At 67.7% G+C, this 16,302-nt stretch carries 17 protein-coding genes and 2 riboswitches; of the genes, 4 read left to right on the top strand and 13 right to left on the bottom strand.

Features of this window, described 5'->3' with window-relative positions:
- Window positions 1–3 precede the first annotated feature (3 nt).
- Entirely contained in the window at window positions 4–216 is a 213-nt protein-coding gene (locus AC5P7E_RS05510; protein ID WP_005414610.1) for a hypothetical protein, read from the top strand.
- A gap of 99 nt (window positions 217–315) precedes the next feature.
- Here AC5P7E_RS05510 and sppA read toward each other — a convergent pair whose 3' ends face one another.
- The 4 genes from sppA to AC5P7E_RS05490 all read right to left on the bottom strand — a co-directional run bounded on the left by sppA (window position 316) and on the right by AC5P7E_RS05490 (window position 5,536).
- A complete protein-coding gene (sppA, locus tag AC5P7E_RS05505; RefSeq protein ID WP_005411204.1) occupies window positions 316–2,238 on the bottom strand; it encodes a signal peptide peptidase SppA in 1,923 nt (640 codons plus the stop codon).
- A gap of 115 nt (window positions 2,239–2,353) precedes the next feature.
- Window positions 2,354–3,718 (bottom strand): MATE family efflux transporter, encoded by a 1,365-nt coding sequence (locus tag AC5P7E_RS05500; protein WP_005414611.1) that lies wholly within the window; start codon window positions 3,716–3,718, stop codon window positions 2,354–2,356.
- A 236-nt stretch (window positions 3,719–3,954) separates the two neighbouring features.
- The gene (locus tag AC5P7E_RS05495) at window positions 3,955–4,539 is read right to left on the bottom strand and encodes a DUF3106 domain-containing protein (RefSeq protein WP_049460255.1); all 585 of its coding nucleotides are present in this window, start codon (window positions 4,537–4,539) and stop codon (window positions 3,955–3,957) included.
- On the bottom strand, window positions 4,532–5,536 hold the full coding sequence (locus AC5P7E_RS05490) for a hypothetical protein (protein WP_049460254.1): 1,005 nt from the start codon (window positions 5,534–5,536) through the stop codon (window positions 4,532–4,534). The genes AC5P7E_RS05495 and AC5P7E_RS05490 overlap by 8 nt, the downstream gene beginning before the upstream one ends.
- A 413-nt stretch (window positions 5,537–5,949) precedes the next feature.
- On the opposite strand from AC5P7E_RS05490, the gene AC5P7E_RS05485 reads away from it, so the two are divergent.
- Window positions 5,950–8,127: a primosomal protein N' gene (locus AC5P7E_RS05485; RefSeq protein WP_114618306.1), complete on the top strand. Its 2,178-nt coding sequence runs from the start codon at window positions 5,950–5,952 to the stop codon at window positions 8,125–8,127.
- A gap of 96 nt (window positions 8,128–8,223) precedes the next feature.
- Here the strand turns inward: AC5P7E_RS05485 and AC5P7E_RS05480 are convergent, their stop codons facing one another.
- Entirely contained in the window at window positions 8,224–8,844 is a 621-nt protein-coding gene (locus AC5P7E_RS05480) for a glutathione S-transferase family protein (protein WP_024957891.1), read from the bottom strand.
- A gap of 143 nt (window positions 8,845–8,987) precedes the next feature.
- Window positions 8,988–9,767, bottom strand: a complete 780-nt coding sequence (locus tag AC5P7E_RS05475; RefSeq protein ID WP_005411210.1) for an NYN domain-containing protein — start codon at window positions 9,765–9,767, stop codon at window positions 8,988–8,990.
- A 123-nt stretch (window positions 9,768–9,890) separates the two neighbouring features.
- On the opposite strand from AC5P7E_RS05475, the gene AC5P7E_RS05470 reads away from it, so the two are divergent.
- The gene (locus AC5P7E_RS05470) at window positions 9,891–11,171 is read left to right on the top strand and encodes an NAD(P)/FAD-dependent oxidoreductase (protein ID WP_012481378.1); all 1,281 of its coding nucleotides are present in this window, start codon (window positions 9,891–9,893) and stop codon (window positions 11,169–11,171) included.
- Window positions 11,172–11,262: 91 nt separating this feature from the next.
- On the opposite strand, the gene AC5P7E_RS05465 is transcribed toward AC5P7E_RS05470, so the two are convergent.
- The 4 genes from AC5P7E_RS05465 to AC5P7E_RS05450 all read right to left on the bottom strand — a co-directional run bounded on the left by AC5P7E_RS05465 (window position 11,263) and on the right by AC5P7E_RS05450 (window position 13,063).
- Complete coding sequence (locus AC5P7E_RS05465; RefSeq protein ID WP_114618272.1) at window positions 11,263–11,718, bottom strand: hypothetical protein; 456 nt, start codon at window positions 11,716–11,718, stop codon at window positions 11,263–11,265.
- 5 nt (window positions 11,719–11,723) lie between these two features.
- A complete protein-coding gene (locus AC5P7E_RS05460) occupies window positions 11,724–12,155 on the bottom strand; it encodes a nuclear transport factor 2 family protein (RefSeq protein ID WP_005411213.1) in 432 nt (143 codons plus the stop codon).
- Window positions 12,156–12,223: 68 nt separating this feature from the next.
- Window positions 12,224–12,640, bottom strand: coding sequence for a hypothetical protein (locus AC5P7E_RS05455; RefSeq protein ID WP_114618273.1), 417 nt, complete (start codon window positions 12,638–12,640; stop codon window positions 12,224–12,226).
- 147 nt (window positions 12,641–12,787) lie between these two features.
- Window positions 12,788–13,063, bottom strand: a complete 276-nt coding sequence (locus AC5P7E_RS05450) for a GIY-YIG nuclease family protein (RefSeq protein WP_114618274.1) — start codon at window positions 13,061–13,063, stop codon at window positions 12,788–12,790.
- Window positions 13,064–13,103: 40 nt separating this feature from the next.
- A riboswitch (glycine riboswitch) is annotated at window positions 13,104–13,193 on the top strand.
- A 13-nt stretch (window positions 13,194–13,206) separates the two neighbouring features.
- Window positions 13,207–13,312: riboswitch (glycine riboswitch) on the top strand.
- Between the two features lie 82 nt (window positions 13,313–13,394).
- Between AC5P7E_RS05450 and AC5P7E_RS05445 the strand changes: the two genes are divergently transcribed.
- Complete coding sequence (locus AC5P7E_RS05445) at window positions 13,395–14,012, top strand: trimeric intracellular cation channel family protein (RefSeq protein ID WP_005411215.1); 618 nt, start codon at window positions 13,395–13,397, stop codon at window positions 14,010–14,012.
- A 168-nt stretch (window positions 14,013–14,180) separates the two neighbouring features.
- Here the strand turns inward: AC5P7E_RS05445 and AC5P7E_RS05440 are convergent, their stop codons facing one another.
- From AC5P7E_RS05440 to AC5P7E_RS05430, 3 genes are all read right to left on the bottom strand, one after another.
- Window positions 14,181–15,254 (bottom strand): 3-deoxy-7-phosphoheptulonate synthase, encoded by a 1,074-nt coding sequence (locus AC5P7E_RS05440; RefSeq protein WP_049460250.1) that lies wholly within the window; start codon window positions 15,252–15,254, stop codon window positions 14,181–14,183.
- Between the two features lie 295 nt (window positions 15,255–15,549).
- On the bottom strand, window positions 15,550–15,807 hold the full coding sequence (locus tag AC5P7E_RS05435; RefSeq protein ID WP_005411217.1) for a hypothetical protein: 258 nt from the start codon (window positions 15,805–15,807) through the stop codon (window positions 15,550–15,552).
- Between the two features lie 111 nt (window positions 15,808–15,918).
- On the bottom strand, window positions 15,919–16,257 hold the full coding sequence (locus AC5P7E_RS05430) for a DUF6616 family protein (RefSeq protein WP_111174075.1): 339 nt from the start codon (window positions 16,255–16,257) through the stop codon (window positions 15,919–15,921).
- Window positions 16,258–16,302 lie beyond the last annotated feature (45 nt).

Raw genomic sequence — 16,302 nt, 5'->3', positions numbered from 1 at the left:
GCCATGCGCATCCTGACCCTGTTCTCGTCCCTGCTGGCCGGCGTGCTGCTGGTGGCCTGCCAGCGGCCGCCGACGCCGAACCCGGAGAAGCCACCGGTGCCCAAAGCGATGTCGCGTGCGATGCAGGAACCGCTGGACCGCGCCAAGGGCGCACAGAAAGCGGTGGAAGAAGCCGCCGCACGCGAACGCAAGGCCGAGGCCGACGCGACGCAGTGACCTGTGGGGTCAGAGCCCTTTGCGGGGCAAAGGGATCCGACCCCCACCAACGAAAACGCCCGGCCAGGGCCGGGCGTTTTCATTCGTCACCGTTGCCGATCAGAACCCGCAGAAGCAGTAGGCCAGCGCCTTCACCGGCGTGCCGTTGCCCTTCTCGCGCGCCGCGTTCTCGACAAAGCGCAGCTGCGTATCCACTTCCGGCATCGTGCGCGCCAGCACCATCCGCGCCATGCCCGAGTCGGACAGCATCCAGGCGCCGGCACGGCTGCCGGCGAAACCGCTGACGAACTGCGCGAACGGCGTTGCCGCCTTCTCGATGTAGCGCACGCGGTAGGCATCAGCCTTGCCCAGCTTGGCACGGCTGGCGGCATCGGCCACGGCATCCTTCAGGCCACCGAAGGCATCGACCAGGCCACGTTCCTTGGCCTGCGCACCGCTCCACACGCGGCCACGCGCCACTTCGTCGACGGCCTCGACAGGCTTCTTGCGGGCGTCGGCGACGCGACCGGTGAAGTCGGCGTAACCCTTGTTGATCACCGACTGGATGACCTGGCCCACGGCCGGATCCATCGGGCGGGTGACATCGAACGCACCCGCGAAACGGGTGGTGCCGACACCATCGGTGTGCACGCCGATCTTGTCCAGCGCGCGGCTGAAGTTCGGCACCATGCCGAAGATGCCGATCGAACCGGTGATGGTCGACGGATCGGCATAGATGCGATCGGCATTCATGCTGATCCAGTAGCCACCGGAGGCGGCCAGGTCGCCCATCGACACCACCACCGGCTTGCCGGCGGCCTGCAGGGCCACCACTTCGCGGCGGATCTGCTCGGAGGCGAACACTTCACCGCCCGGCGAATCCACGCGCAGCACAACCGCCTTCACGTTCTCGTCGTCACGCGCGGCACGCAGCAGCGCCGAGGTCGATTCGCCACCGATGCGGCCGGCCGGGAGATCGCCGCCGCTGATTTCGCCGGCGGCCACAACCACCGCTACCTGCGGACGGTTGTCGACCGGGTTGCGGCGCGCATCGAGCTGGCCCAGATAGGTGCCGAAGTCGACGTTGCGGAAACCACCGTCGGCATCGTCGTCGGCCACGCCGCGCTCGATCATCAGATCCTCGAATTCCTCGCGGGTCTTCAGCGCGGTCACCAGCTTCTGCTGCAGGGCGAACTTGGCCAGGTCGCCACCGGCGGCGGCGATGCCTTCCGGCAGCGTGTCGATGCCGGCGGCCAGCTGTGCCGGGTCCAGGCGACGCGCCTTGGCGATGTCCGCCAGATAGCGCTGCCACACGTCGTTCATCCAGAACAGGTCGGCTTCCTTGGAGGCCGGCGAGGCCGCATCGAGCACGTACGGCTCGGCCGCGGACTTGTACTCGCCCACCTTGAACAGGTGCACGTCCACGCCCAGCTTGTCCTGCAGGCCGGTGCGGAAGTACTGGCGGTAGCGGCCCAGGCCCTCGAGCACCACCGACCCCATCGGATCCAGGTAGACCTCGTCGGCCTGTGCGGCCAGCAGGTACTGCGACTGGCCCATGCTCTCGCTGTAGGCCACCAGCTGCTTGCCGGAGGCACGCAGGTCCTGCAGCGCGGTGGCCACTTCACGCAGCGAAGCGAAGCCGGACGGCTGCAGCTTGTCCAGCTCCAGCACCACGCGCTCGATCTTCTTGTCTTCCTTGGCCGACTCGATCACCCGCAGCAGGTCGCGCAGCTGGATCTCTTCGGCGCCGTTGTCGCCCACCGCCTTGGCCAGTGCGCGGCTGACCGGGTCGGCGCTGAACTGCTCGACCAGGCGGCCTTCCGGGGCGATCACCAGGGTAGTGCGGTCCTGCAGCGACTTGCTGGCACCGGCGCCCATGCCCGCCGCGATGACGAACATCACCAGCAGCAGGAACAGCAGGCCGAAGAACAGCAGGTTGAGGATCAACCGGCGGGTGAAGTTCATGACGTCCCACAGCCCGATGAAGAAACTGGCGACGGGGTTGCGACGCGCCGGGGGCAGCGGGGGCACGGGTTGATTCATGGAACGCTCCGGATGGCTTCTTGCCGTGGTACCAGCATAGCCGGTGCCGTGTGATGCGGCATCGGACACAAGTCAGGGGATCGCCCGCCATGGGTCGGCATGACGGGCGCAAAGGTCAGGACAACATCGACTGGCCGATGCGCAGGCTGCTGCGGCGCAGGCGCCAGCCCATCAGGATGGCAGCGGCGGTCAGGCCAACGATCAGGCCGATCCACATGCCCTGCGGGCCCATGCCCAGACCCAGGCCGAGCCCGGCGCCGAGCGGCATGCCCAGGCCCCAGTAAGCGAACATGGCGATGAACATCGGCACGCGGGTGTCTTTCAGGCCGCGCAGCGCGCCGGCCGACAGCACCTGGATGCCATCCGGGAACTGGAAGGTGGCCGCGTACAGCAGCAGGGTCGAGGCCAGGCCGGCCACCGCCAGGTCGTTGGTGTAGACACCGACGATGGCATCGTGGCCGAACAGCAGCACCGCCGCCGACAGCGTCTGCGTGCCCATGATGATCGCGTAGCCGGCCCAGGCCGCACGCCGTACGCCGAAGCCATCGCCACGGCCAACCGCATGGCCGACGCGCACGGTGGTGGCCTCGGCCACGCCCATCGGGATCATGAAGCACAGCTGCGCCACGTTGATCGCGATCTGGTGCGCGGCCGCTTCATTCGCACCCAGGCGGCCGATCAGCAGCGCGGTGACGATGAACAGGCCGCCTTCCATCAGCACGGTAATGCCGATCGGCAGGCCGGTGCGCAGCAGGTCCCAGATCGCCTTCCAGCGCGGTCCTTCGAAGTGCGAGAACAGCTGCAGGTGGGCGAAGCGCTTGGTGCGCCACAGGTAGAGGGCAAACGCCGTGGCCTGCAGCCACATCATCACCGCCGAAGCGATGCCCAGGCCTTCCGCACCTAGTTCCGGGAAACCGAGCTTGCCGTTGGCCAGCACGTAGCCCATCGGCGCCAGCACCAGCAGGCCGCCGAAGCCGAGCAGCATGGTCGGCAACGTCCAGTGCATGCCTTCGCTCAGGTAACGCATGCAGAAGTACAGGGTCAGTGCGGGCCCGCCCCAGCGCACCGCGTGCAGGAACGCGGTCGCCCCCGGCACGATGTCCGGCGCGATCCCGAACGATGGCAGCAGCGGCGGCACCACCGTGAGGAAGGTGAACATGATCAGCCCCAGCCCCAGCGCCAGCCACAGTGCCTGGCGGAACAGCGGGCCGATTTCGCGCTCGCGGCCGGCGCCGTGCAGCTGCGATACCGAGGCGGTGAGCGAGATCAGGGTGCCGATCGGGATCAGCATCGGCAGCCACAGCAGCGCCGTGCCGATGGTCACTGCGGCCAGGGTCGCGGTGGCATGGTGGCCGGCAATCACGTTGTCGACGAAGGAGATCAGGCCGGTGGACACATGCCCGAGCACAAGCGGCAGGGCGAGCAGACCGGTGGCGCCGACTTCCTTGCTGAAGCGCGGCGTGGAGGTTGCAGTAGACATAAGGTGCTTGACGCGAACTACGGTTGCGCGCGAAGGGCACAGGCACCGGGTTGCGGCCGGTCATCTTACGCGCGCAGCGCGCGCATTCCCATGACATGGCGTGAATGCTGGGTTCCGGCAGGCCCCGGCATCACGCGTTGCGATCGCGTTACGAACAGAAAAAGGGGACGGAGGGGATTAAGTCGTTTCAAGCCCGACTGTGCCGAACACGACTTAATCCCCTCCGTCCCCTTTGTTTACTGGCCGGCCTGGCGCTTGAGCCAGGCGTCGCGCTCGGCGGCGGGCACGGCGAGGAACGCGCCTCGCACCGTGTCACGCTCCTGCGGTGGCGTGCGCTGCGCGACCAGGGTCAGCTGGGCCAGCTGCGCCGGGCTGAGCTGGCGCAGCACGGCCAGCGCGGCCCCGCGCTGTTCCGGTGGCACGAAGCCGAACAGGCCGTGCAGCTTGGGGAACTCCAGTCCCAGCTGCGGGCCCAGCCGCCAGCCCTCGCGGAAGGCCTGGTCCTGCGCCTGGAACTGCTCGCGCAGGCGCTGCTGCTGGTCCGCCGGCAGCGCATTGAACCGCGCCGCAGCCTGCCGGATGCGCTCCCGCTCGCTCTCCGGCAGGGCGCGCCAGGCCGCGTAGTCGGCACGGCGCTGACGCTGCTGCTGGGCGTCGAGCTGGGTGAACGCAGCGGGCGTCGTGTTTGTGGTGGCCGGAGCGGGAGCCGCCGGTGAACTGCCCGGCACTGGCGGCGGCAGCGGCACGCTCAAGGTCTGCGGCGCGGCGGACAGCGACAACGGCAGGGCCAGCAGCAGGCTGGCGAGCAGGGTCTTATTCATCGGCGGCAGCGGTTTCCAGCGTGGCGCTGGCGGGCTCGGGCCGGCTCGGCCTGGATTGCGATTCGTCCACCGGCAACGGGCCGCCGGCGGCGGTCCAGGCATACAGATCGGCATCGGCCACCAGCGGATAGTCGCGGTCGGCCAGCATCATGGCGTCGTCGGAGGCTTGGGCCGGGGTCGCATCCGGCGTGGCATTGACCTTGCTCGGCGGAAGAGCTTCCACCGTGACCGGGCCAGCTTCGCCCACTACCCCTTCCGGCAGTGGAGCGTCGCTACCGGATGAATGTCCTTGCCAGTAGCGCCAGCCCAGTGCCGCGGCCAACAGCACCGCGACCGTCACCAGCAGGATCACCGGGCCGCGCCAGCGCGGCCTGGCATTGGGACGCCGCCGCTTGCCCTGGGCGGCCGCACGATCATCGCGCTGCGGTGCGCGCCAGCCGGTCGCGGGAGCTTCATTGCTGGCGGCCGGCGCAGCCGGCTGCTGAAGCTGCTGCAGGCGCTTGGCCGGCAGGTCGCGGATGCGCAGCTGCACCTGTTCGGCCAGCTGGCGCCATGCCGACGCATCGGGCTGGCCGTGCGCATCACGGGGGCAGGCATCGGCCAGCAGGTGCTGGTAGCCCGCTTCGTCCTGGTCGAGCACGCGCATGGCGATACCCTCGTCCAGACTGCCGCCCACCCGCAGCAGGAGTGCCAAGCGCGGCAGCGGCCCCATTTCGCCCAGCGCGGCCAACGGCGGCAGCCACTGGCCGCCCACCGGCTCGCGCAGCGCCTGGCGCTGGCCCAGCAGGGTCCAGAAGCGGATCGGCCACTGCGCCATCGGCAGGTCGCTGGCGACCGCGGCGAAGGCGCGCATCACCGCCACCAGGGTCTGCTCGGCTCGCGCGGCATCGCCGCACTGCAGCTCAGCCACCACCAGGGCACGGCGCTCGACGCCGCGCAGGAACGCCGACAGCGCGCCGGCCGCGGTCGAGGAAACAGGGGCGGGCACAGCCGTCATCGGTCACTCCAAAGGTCTGCCGGCATGATAGCGGCAGCCCATCGGCACCCGTAGGACTTGCGCGCGCAGGCACTTCGTGCTGCAGGTTGTGCACAGCACCACGCCCGCCTCGGGGAAAACTGCGGCATCCAGCTGAATTCACTCTGTTTCAGCAATGTTTCACACTCAAGTTGTTGATTTTGAATGACTTTGAAGTGTGGCGATTTTTTGACCAACCCAAGCGTGAGCTCGTCGCCATCGGCCTCCTGCGTTCCCGTCGACCGGTAACGCACAACGTTATCCACAGAACATGTGGATAAGACTGAATCTCCAATGGACACCGATATTTAGGTGACATTTATGATTCGACGAGGGCCCCCCGGCAGTCTCTGGCCCCTGCCATCCGCGCGCGCATGGCCCGTTACACTGGCCCGATGCTTTCACCCATTCCGACCCTGCAGGTCGCCCTGCCCGTCCCGCTGCCGCGCCTGTTCGACTACCTGTCACCAGAGGGCGATGGCCCCACGGTCGCGGTCGGCTGCCGCCTGAAGGTGCCGTTCGGCAACCGCGAGCTGGTCGGCGTGGTGGTGGGGCACGGCCAGACCGATGACGGCCAGGGACTGCGCCAGGCCTTGGCCTGGTGCGACCCGCAACCGCTGCTCCAGGGCGCGCTGTGGCACAGCCTGCAGTGGCTGGCGCGCTACACCCATGCGCCACTGGGCGAGGTGCTGAGCACCGCCCTGCCGGGCCCGCTGCGCCATGGCGACGCCCTGCCCGACACCCATCACTGGGGCTGGCAGCTGACCGCCGAAGGCCGCGCCCAGCGCGAAAAACTGCGCGCCGGCAGCCGCCCCCGGCAGCTGGCCGAGCTGCTGGCCGACGCCATCGTCGATGAGGACGTGCTGGGCGAACGCATGGACGACTGGCGCACCGCCGCGCGCAGCCTGGCCAAGCGCGAGCTGGCCGAACGCGTGGCGCTGCGCGTCGCTCCGCAGCACGCGCAGCCACTGCCTGGCCCCACCCTCAACACGGAGCAGGCAGAGGCCGTGGCGGCGATCAACGCAGTCGAGGGCTTCCAACCGTTCCTGCTGGATGGCGTAACCGGCAGCGGCAAGACCGAGGTCTACCTGCAGGCCATCATCCACTGCCTGGCCCAAGGCAAGCAGGCGCTGGTGCTGGTGCCGGAAATCGGCCTCACCCCGCAGACCCTGGCACGCTTCCGCGGCCGCCTCGGCATCGCCGTGCATGCACTGCATTCGGGATTGAACGACAACGAGCGCGCCCGGGTCTGGGCGGCGGCTTCGCGCGGCGAGGCACGGGTGATCGTCGGCACCCGCTCGGCGGTGTTCACGCCGCTGCCGCAGGCCGGCCTGCTGATCGTCGACGAGGAGCATGACGGCAGCTACAAGCAGCAGGACGGCATCCGCTACCACGCACGCGATTTCGCTCTGGTCCGGGGCAAGGCGCTGGGCGTTCCGGTGCTGCTGGGCAGCGCTACGCCTTCACTGGAGACGCTGCACAACGCCTATGCCGGGCGCTACACCCACCTGCGCCTGAAGCAGCGTGCCGGTGATGCGCGGCCACCGCGCGTGCGCATCCTTGATGTGCGCAAGCGACCATTGCATGACGGCCTCTCGGCCGACGTGCTGGCCGGCATCGGCGAGCACCTGCAGCGCGGCCAGCAGGTGCTGGTGTTCAAGAACCGCCGTGGCTATGCGCCGGTACTGCTGTGCCACGACTGCGGCTGGACCGCGCCATGCAACCGCTGCGATGCACCGATGACCGTGCATGGCGGCGGTCGTCGCCTGCAGTGCCATCACTGCGGCGCGCGGCAACCGGCGCCGCTGGCATGCCCCGCGTGCGGGAGTCTGGCGCTGCAACCGCAGGGCATCGGCACCGAGCGCCTGGAAGAACATCTCACCGCCGCCTTCGCCGACTTCCCGGTGGTGCGCATCGACCGCAGCACCACCTCGCGACGCGATGCACTGGAACAACAGCTGGCGAAACTGGGCGACCAGCCCGGCATCCTGGTCGGCACGCAGATCCTGGCCAAGGGCCACGACCTGCCCAAGCTGACCCTGGTGGTGGTGGTCGGCATCGACGAGGGCCTGTTCTCGGCCGACTTCCGCGCCAGCGAGAAACTGGCGCAGCAGCTGATCCAGGTCGCCGGTCGCGCCGGACGCGCGCGCGACCCGGGCGAAGTCTGGCTGCAGACGCATCACCCGGGGCACCCACTGCTGGAGACCCTGGTCAGCGGTGGCTACCACCCGTTCGCGCAGGCCGAGTTGAACCAGCGCCAGGCCGCAGGATTCCCGCCGTTCGCGCATCTGGCGCTGATGCGCGCCGAAGCGCAGCAGGTGGAGCATGCCAATGCATTCCTGCTGGCAGCGCGACAGCTGCTGGGCGAGCAGGACGTGGTGGAAGCCTATGGACCCATGCCGGCGCCGATGCCACGGCGCGCCGGTTACCAGCGCGCCCAGCTGCTGCTGTCTGCCGCGCAGCGGCCACCGCTGCACGGGGTGCTTTCGCAACTGGTACCGCAGCTGTATGCGCTGCCGGAAGCACGCAAGGTGCGCTGGTCGCTGGATGTGGATCCGACGGATCTTTATTGAGGGGTCAGAGCCTACCCGTCGGGTGGGATCCGACCCCGATGCCCTGGGGTCGGATCCCTTTTCGCAGAAAAGGGCTCTGACCCCGGACGCTTTCGCTTACGTCAGCGGCGACATCACGCCGCGCTGGTAGGCGGGGCGCTCGCGAAGACGGGCGTACCAGTCGGCCAGGTGCGGCAGTTCCGGACGCTGGATCGGCAGTTCGAACCAGGCATAGATCAGCGAGCCCAGCGGGATGTCACCCATCGCGAATGTCTCGCCGGACAGCCACGGCTGCTTGGCCAGGGTGGCATCGGCCATCGCCAGGTAGTCGCCGGCGCGTACGATGGCGGCATTGATCCGCGCTTCGTCGCGGTCGGCCGGGGCGGTGCGCATGATGCCCCAGATCAGGTCGGTGTACAGCGGCGCCATGCGCGAGGTGCTCCAGTCCATCCACTTCTCGGCCTGGGCGCGTTCCATCGGCTCTTCGGCGTACAGCGTGCCCAGCGCGTAGCGCGCACTCAGGTAGCGCACGATGGCGTTCGATTCCCACAGCGGCAGGCCGTGGTCTTCGATCACCGGTACCAGGCCATTGGGATTCATCGCCTGGTATTCCGGCGTCTGCGTGCCGCCGTGGCTGCCACCGACCTCGATGGACTCGTACGGCAGGCCGATTTCCTCGGCACACCACAGCACCTTGCGGACGTTGCTGGAATTGCGACGGCCCCAGATCTTCAACATGCGGGTAATCCTTGCTGGCAATGCGAGCGGCAACGATACCCCTGATCGGGCGGGGTGTGTGCATGCGGGATGCGGAATCTGGCATCCGGGGATTGCCGGCCAGCGGCCGGCACTACCGGTTCCTCGCTGGCCAGCGGCCGGCATTACCGGTTCTTTTTCGGCAGCGCGCGCACGTAGGACGACTTGCCATCCTTCTTCAGTTCGAACAGGCCGATCGCTGCCAGCAGATCGCTGAGCTTGCCGTAGCCATAGTTGCGCGGGTCGAACGACGCCTGGTTGCCGATCTGGCTGCCGACCGGGCCGAGGTGCGACCAGCCATCCTCGCCCTCGGCCGCGGACACCGCGCGACGCAGCATCTTCACCAGCCGCGTGTCGCTGCGCATTTCCGCACCGCTCTTGCGCGGGCGCGCATCGTCGTTGGCCACCGGCTCGTTCGAGGCCTGTTCGCTGGATGCCTGTTCGGTATCCGGCACGCTGGCGTGGGTCTGGCCCAGTGCTTCCAGGTAGGTGAATTTCGAGCACGCATTGACGAACGGCTCGGGTGTTTTCTTCTCGCCGAAACCGTACACCTTCACGCCATCGGTCAACAGGCGCATCACCATCGGGGTGAAGTCCGCATCGCTGGAGACGATGGCAAAGCCATCCAGGTTGCGCGCGTACAGCAGGTCCATGGCATCGATCACCATCGCCATGTCCGAGGCATTCTTGCCCTTGCTGTAGGCGAACTGCTGGATGGGACGGATCGCATACTCATGCAGCACCGCTTCCCACCCCTTCAGTCGCGGGCTCTTCCAGTTGCCATAGGCGCGGCGCACGTTGGCCACCCCATAGCGGGCCACTTCGGCCAACACCTCGTCGATCTTCGAGGCCGGCGCATTGTCGGCGTCGATCAACAGGGCGATGCGCTTTTCCGGTTCGCTCATGGACTCCTCGCGTGCGGTTGCCTGAACCCGAGTATCGCCGATCCACGCGGGCGCTGACGTGACAGGCAGTCGCCGTGCGAAGATGCCAGGCGCTTCCCCCAATGCCCCCACTGGAGTGAGTCGATGAGTCGCGAGCGCGTTCCCCACCTGGTTGTTGTCGGCGGCGGTTTTGCCGGTCTCTGGGCCACCCGTGCCCTGGCCCGCGAGCGCATACGCATCACCCTGGTCGACCGCCGCAACCATCATCTGTTCCAGCCGCTGCTGTACCAGGTGGCCACCGCCGGCCTGTCCGCGCCGGATATCGCTGCACCACTGCGCCATATCCTCGGCCACCAGCGCAACGTGGAAGTCCGCCTCGGCGAAGTGGTCGCCATCGACAAGCAGGCCCGGCAGATCCGCATGGCCGATGGCAGCACGCTGGACTACGACAGCCTGCTGCTGGCCACCGGCGCCACCCACGCCTACTTCGGCAACGACCAGTGGGCCGATGATGCGCCCGGCCTGAAGACGCTGGACGATGCGATCGCGCTGCGCCGCAAGCTGCTGCTGGCGTTCGAGCGCGCCGAGGCGGAACCGGACCCGGCGAAGAAGGCCGCATGGCTGAGCTTCGCGGTGGTCGGTGGCGGTCCCACCGGTGTTGAACTGGCCGGCACCCTGGCCGAGATCGCGCGGCATACGTTGCGCAACGAATTCCGCCACATCGACCCGGCCAGCGCCAAGGTGCGGCTGGTCGAGGCCGGCCCGCGCGTGCTGTCCTCGTTCCCGGAAGTACTTTCGCTGAAAGCACGCCGCCAGCTGGAAAAGCTGGGCGTGGAAGTGCTGACCGGTACCCCGGTGAGCGACATCGACAGCCAGGGCTTCACGCTCGGTGACCAGTTCGTACCGGCCCGCACCGTGGTCTGGGCCGCCGGCGTGGCCGCTTCACCGCTGGCGCGCACGCTGGACGTGCCGCTGGACCGCGCCGGCCGCGTGCCGGTGCAACCGGACCTGACCCTGCCCGATCACCCGGAGCTGTTCGTGGCCGGTGACCTGGCCGCACTGAGCCAGGCCGACGGCAAGCCGGTACCCGGCGTGGCACCCGCTGCCAAGCAGATGGGCAAATACGTGGCCGAGGTGATCCGCGCACGCCTGCACGGCAAGCCCGAGCCCGGCCCGTTCAAGTACGCCGACTACGGCAACCTGGCCACCATCGGTCGCATGGCCGCGATCGTGCACCTGGGGCGGCTGCAGCTGTCGGGCGTGCTGGCCTGGTGGTTCTGGCTGGCCGCGCACGTGTTCTTCCTGATCGGCTTCCGCAACCGCATCGTGGTGCTGCTGAACTGGGCCGTGGCGTACTGGAGCTACCAGCGCAGCGCACGCATCATCTTCGGCGATGACCAGGAAGACCGGCGACCGAGGCGGTAGTGCCCGCCGCTGGCCGGCTGCCACGCGGTCCGATCCCTTTCCGCAGGAAAGGGCTCTGACTCCGTCAACATCATCCATGCATGGCGTGGATCTACCGCTTCATCGGGCCGCCGGGCGCCCGCCGTTTCGACCATGCGCGGCAGAAGTCCTCCTTCCTTGCGGTGTCGGCAATCTGCGCGGCACTCCAGTTGCGGGTAATCCAGATCGTCAGTGCCGTGCTGCTCAGATGCCAGCGCAGCATGTCGTGCCGTGGCTGTCGCCAAAGATGGCGGCGGGCAATCCAGAACGCCTCCCGTTCCACCTCTGGCACCTTCTTCTTCATCGCGTCGTCGTCGAAGAACTGCGCGGCGAAACTCCAGGGATTCATCGGCTGAAATCCTGTTCGCGGTTCACTGCTGCACGCAGCCACACCACTGGGCACACGGTCTGCTGGCTTCGGCCAACCGCCCACCAGGGCAAGCCCGAGCAGGTACAGCAGGCCAGGCAGCAGTGCGATGCCGGCGGCCAGTACGACGACGGAGACCCATGCCTTACCGGCGGCACGCATCGTGCTCACTTCGCCTTCGGTTTCGGGTACCACAACGCGTTGACGATGACCCAGCGCTGGTCAAAGCGCCCCATGTGGAAGTAATCGACGAACCACGGCGTTTCCAATCGCACCGAGGCGGCATTGCCGGTCACGTCCAGCACCGTGCAGCGGCGGTCCCATTGATCCTTCGGGGTTTTCAGCGCGCCCTGCTTCGTCAGCGCGACCAGTTCTTCCTTCGACATGCGGCGCAGGCCCAGCCGCTCGTCGGGCGTATCGCCGAGGACCGCGCGCTTGGCCAGGTCCGGGTGCAGGGAGCGGGCGACGCGCTGCGGGTCGGCCTCCAGCTGGCCGTCGACGTAGTCATGGCAGGTGGCTTCGATGGCCGCGAGGGTGGCCGGGTCGGCAGCGGGACTGGTTGACGCGGAGAGAGCGAACAACAGGGCGACGGTGGACATCCGGGTCTCCAGCGCTGAGGGCTGGGCGATCATGGCATATGCAAGCCGCATCCACGCATGGCGTGGATCTACGGCATCAGGCCCATTTCGTCGGTGCCCAGCTGCATGTACATGAACGCAGCGGCTTCTTCAGACATGGGCTGCCCCTGCGGGAAGCTGTCCAACCAGGCGGTGATGCGCGCATGGCGCCCCGCCAGCGCATCCATCAATGCCTGCTTTTCCGCGTCAGTGGCGCGCTCCCGCATTTCATTGCGAAGCACGTCATCGCCGATCCCCCACTTTTCCGCGAACGGGATCAGATCGACCAGATCGGGAGGGACCCGGTCACGACGCAGGTGGATCAGTTCGGGTGTCCTCGGGCCATACGCAGCCAGCTCAGCAGCGGTGCCGATCTGCCCATGCTGCAGTGGCGGTGGCGACGGTGCTTGGGTGCAGGCCAGAAGGGCCGCGCAGGCAGTCAACAGCAGTATCCCGCAGTTCTTCATCGGACGGATCCATGTGTCGATGGGTGTGGCGATCATGGCATGACTGGAAGCGCCCATCCACGCATGGCGTGGATCTACTGTAGAGCCGGGTCCATGCTCGGCTTCACCATCAGGCAGCAGCAACAACAGCCGAGCGTGGGCTCGGCTTTACAGAAGCGCAGGATCCGGCGCCTGCAGCCAGGCCAGCTTGCGTTCGCGCGGCTGCTGCTTGAGCTGCCATTCGGCCCGCGAGGCGGCGGCCCGGTCCGGGTACTCGCGCACGGCCAGCACCCGCAGCGGCGGCCGGGCCCGGGTGTAGCGCGCGCCCTTGCCAGCCTGATGGGTGGCGAAACGCGCGTCCACGTCGGTGCTGATGCCGGCGTAATAGCTGCCATCGCGACATTCGAGCAGGTACAGGAACCACGGGCGGAGGGACGGGGCCATGCCCGGATTATGCCGTGCTGCACTGCAGCGGATATACTGGCGCCCGAATGCAGGAGAGAGGCGCCGCGCTGGCGCCCGCCGAAGGCGCAGGCTCCCATGATCGCTCAGGCCGGTGGGCTGGAATCCCACCAACCATGCATTCGACTCGCCGAGCTGGAGAGAGGTCACCGGGCATGCCCGGGACGATCCGCCGAAGGGGCACGCGGCCCATGCCGCTGAACTCTCAGGCAAAAGGACAGCGGGAGCGGCACCGGTCATCGTCATCCCGTCATTGCGCAGGCAGTGGCGGTAGTCGCGCATGGCCGGCCCCACCGCGCCCGGAGCCTGCCCAATGCTGCTGTCCATCATCTACCTGATCGCCATTTCCGCCGAAGCCATGACCGGCGCGCTGTCCGCCGGCCGCCGCCGCATGGACCTGTTCGGCGTGGTCATGATCGCCTGCGTCACCGCCCTCGGTGGTGGTTCACTGCGCGACATCCTGCTCGGTCACTACCCGCTGGGCTGGGTGAAGCATCCCGAGTACCTGGGCTTCACCGTGTGCGCGGCGCTGATCGCCACCTGGGTGGCGCGCTGGATGCACCACTTCCGCCGCACCTTCCTGGTGCTCGATGGCCTGGGCCTGATCGCCTTCACCCTGATCGGCTGCTCGATCGCGCGCGAAGCCGGCCATGCGATGCCGATCGTGCTGATCGCCGGCATGCTGACCGGCGCGTTCGGCGGCGTGCTGCGCGACATCCTCTGCAACGAGGTGCCGCTGATCTTCCAGAAGGAGCTGTACGCGATCATCGCGCTGCTGACCGGCGCGGCCTACCTGTTGCTGCTGCACTGGGGCGTGGCCGACGCCACCGCGATCCTGTGCTGCCTCGGCGGCGGCTTCGCGCTGCGCCTGCTGGCGATCCACTACCGCTGGGAAATGCCGAAGTTCGTGTACCACGACGAAGTGCATTGAGGTTCGCGCGGCGGAATCCGCACCACCCCGGCGATGTACCTGGCGCTGTCGCTCATGCGCAGCGCCAGGCGCATCGCCGGTGCAGATGGGCCGGTCTCCAACTCCGACCGGCCCTGATCGCGGCCGCACCCCCGCAGGCGCTGGCCGCCATCCACACACGTGCCGCACTCAAGCGGCTTCGGACACCTTCACTTCGCGACGGGCGCGCACGGCCGCGGCCAGTCGCTCCAGCACCGTCACGGTGGTGTCCCAGTCGATGCAGCCATCGGTGATGCTCTGCCCGTAGACCAGCGGTTGGCCTTCCACCAGTTCCTGGCGACCACCGACCAGATGGCTCTCGATCATCACACCGACGATGCGCTGTTCACCGTCTTCCAACTGAACGGCGATGTCCTCGATCACCTTCGGCTGGTTGTCCGGGTTCTTCAGGCTGTTGGCATGGCTGGCGTCGATCATCAGGCGCGTCGGCAGCTTGGCCTTGGCCAGCGCCTGGCAGGCCTCGGCGACACTGCCTGCATCGTAGTTCGGCTGCTTGCCGCCGCGCAGGATCACATGGCAGTCCGGGTTGCCGGTGGTCGACACGATGGCGGTGCCACCCTGCTTGGTGACCGACAGGAAGTGATGCGGATTGGACGCCGCACCCACCGCGTCAGCGGCGATCTTCACGTTGCCATCGGTGCCGTTCTTGAAGCCGACCGGGCACGACAGCCCCGAGGCCAGTTCGCGGTGCACCTGGCTTTCGGTGGTGCGCGCACCAATGGCGCCCCAGGCCACCAGATCGGCGATGTATTGCGGCGAGATCACGTCGAGGAACTCGACGCCGGCCGGCAGGCCGAGCTTGTTGATGTCGCGCAGCAAGCCACGGGCGATGCGCAGGCCCTTGTCGATCCTGAAGCTGCCGTCCAGGTCCGGATCGTTGATCAGGCCCTTCCAGCCCACCGTGGTGCGCGGCTTCTCGAAGTACACGCGCATCACGATTTCAAGTTCCCCGGCCAGCGCGTCACGCAGCGGCTTCAGGCGCTGGGCGTACTCGATGGCGGCCTTCGGGTCGTGGATCGAGCATGGGCCAACCACCACTGCCAGGCGGTCGTCACGGCCATGCAGGATCTGGTGCAGGGCCGCGCGCGAGGCGCTGACGGTGTCGGAGGCTTCATCGTCACACGGCAGCATCGCCAGCAGCTGGGCAGGCGGTGTCAGCGGTTCGATGGTGCGGATACGCAGGTCGTCGGTGTGCGGGGGCATTGGGGGAGGTCTCCGGAACGTTGGGGGTCCCCAGCGTGGCAGCATGAAAAAAGCCGCCAGGTTCGCTGGCGGCTTTCGGGAATGCGTCTGAAGCTTTCTTCAGGGTGAGCGCAGTCCTTCCTCCGCCAGTGGCTTCGGAAAGTAATACCAGTAAAAGCGGGTGGCGGCTGCATTCATGGGTTGTATTGATAGCACAGCTTTTGCGCAGTGCAAAATGTTTCATCCGCAACTGGGGACGCGGTTCAGCGAGATGCGCGCCGGCCCTGCCCACGCGGCGGCAACCACGCAACGTCGCTCATTTGCCATGCACTTCCACGTCCAGCAGCAGGCCCTCATGGATGTCGGCCCAGCGTTCCAGCACGCGATCCAGTTCCTGCCGGGCCTCGTCCAGCTGCTCGGGGTTGAGCAGGGAACGCGCGGTGTAAAGATCGGAAACCAAGCGCCGCAGGGCCGATTCCTGGATGGCCACCGACGGCCCCTCCAGCCCCGGCAACTGCAACGCCGGGCTGTCGCCAAGAGGGCCGAACAGCGTGACCTGGAGCGTGCTCTGCATGATCGACTTTCCTGCGGATGGGCATGGGCAATGTCCTGTTTACCGCGTCTGGGTGACAGGCGCATGTGCCACCCATGCCCAGCACGGAATCTGCCGGCGTCTGCCGCGCCGCTACAAGGCGGCCAGGTCGGCAAGGTGCTGGGCCATGCTGTCCATCGCGCCTACCGCCTGGGTGGTGGTGAAGTACTCATGCCAGCCGGTAGCGGCAATGCCGGCCATCAACGCATCGACCTCCTCGCGACTTGCGCAGCGCCAGACCGCATAGAACTGCTCATCGCTGCCGTGCGGTACGCCCGAGGCAATGCGGCCCATCGCCAGCGGCGTGATGCGGACCGGATCGAACTGCTGCATGCCGGCGCCGATACGGGCGAAGAAGGCGTTCCGCTGCTCGGGCGGAAGTGTGGTCCAGGCAGGGGTGGCGGTGTAGAGCTCGATGAGGGTGTGCGACATGGTGGTTCTTCCTTGAGGGTTCGGGGGTTGCCGGCCAGCGGCCGG

The organism is Stenotrophomonas sp. YJH_SMC_25, from assembly GCF_059369595.1.
The sequence above is the reverse complement of the archived record's forward strand: the minus strand, read 5'-3'. Positions and strand labels throughout refer to the sequence as shown.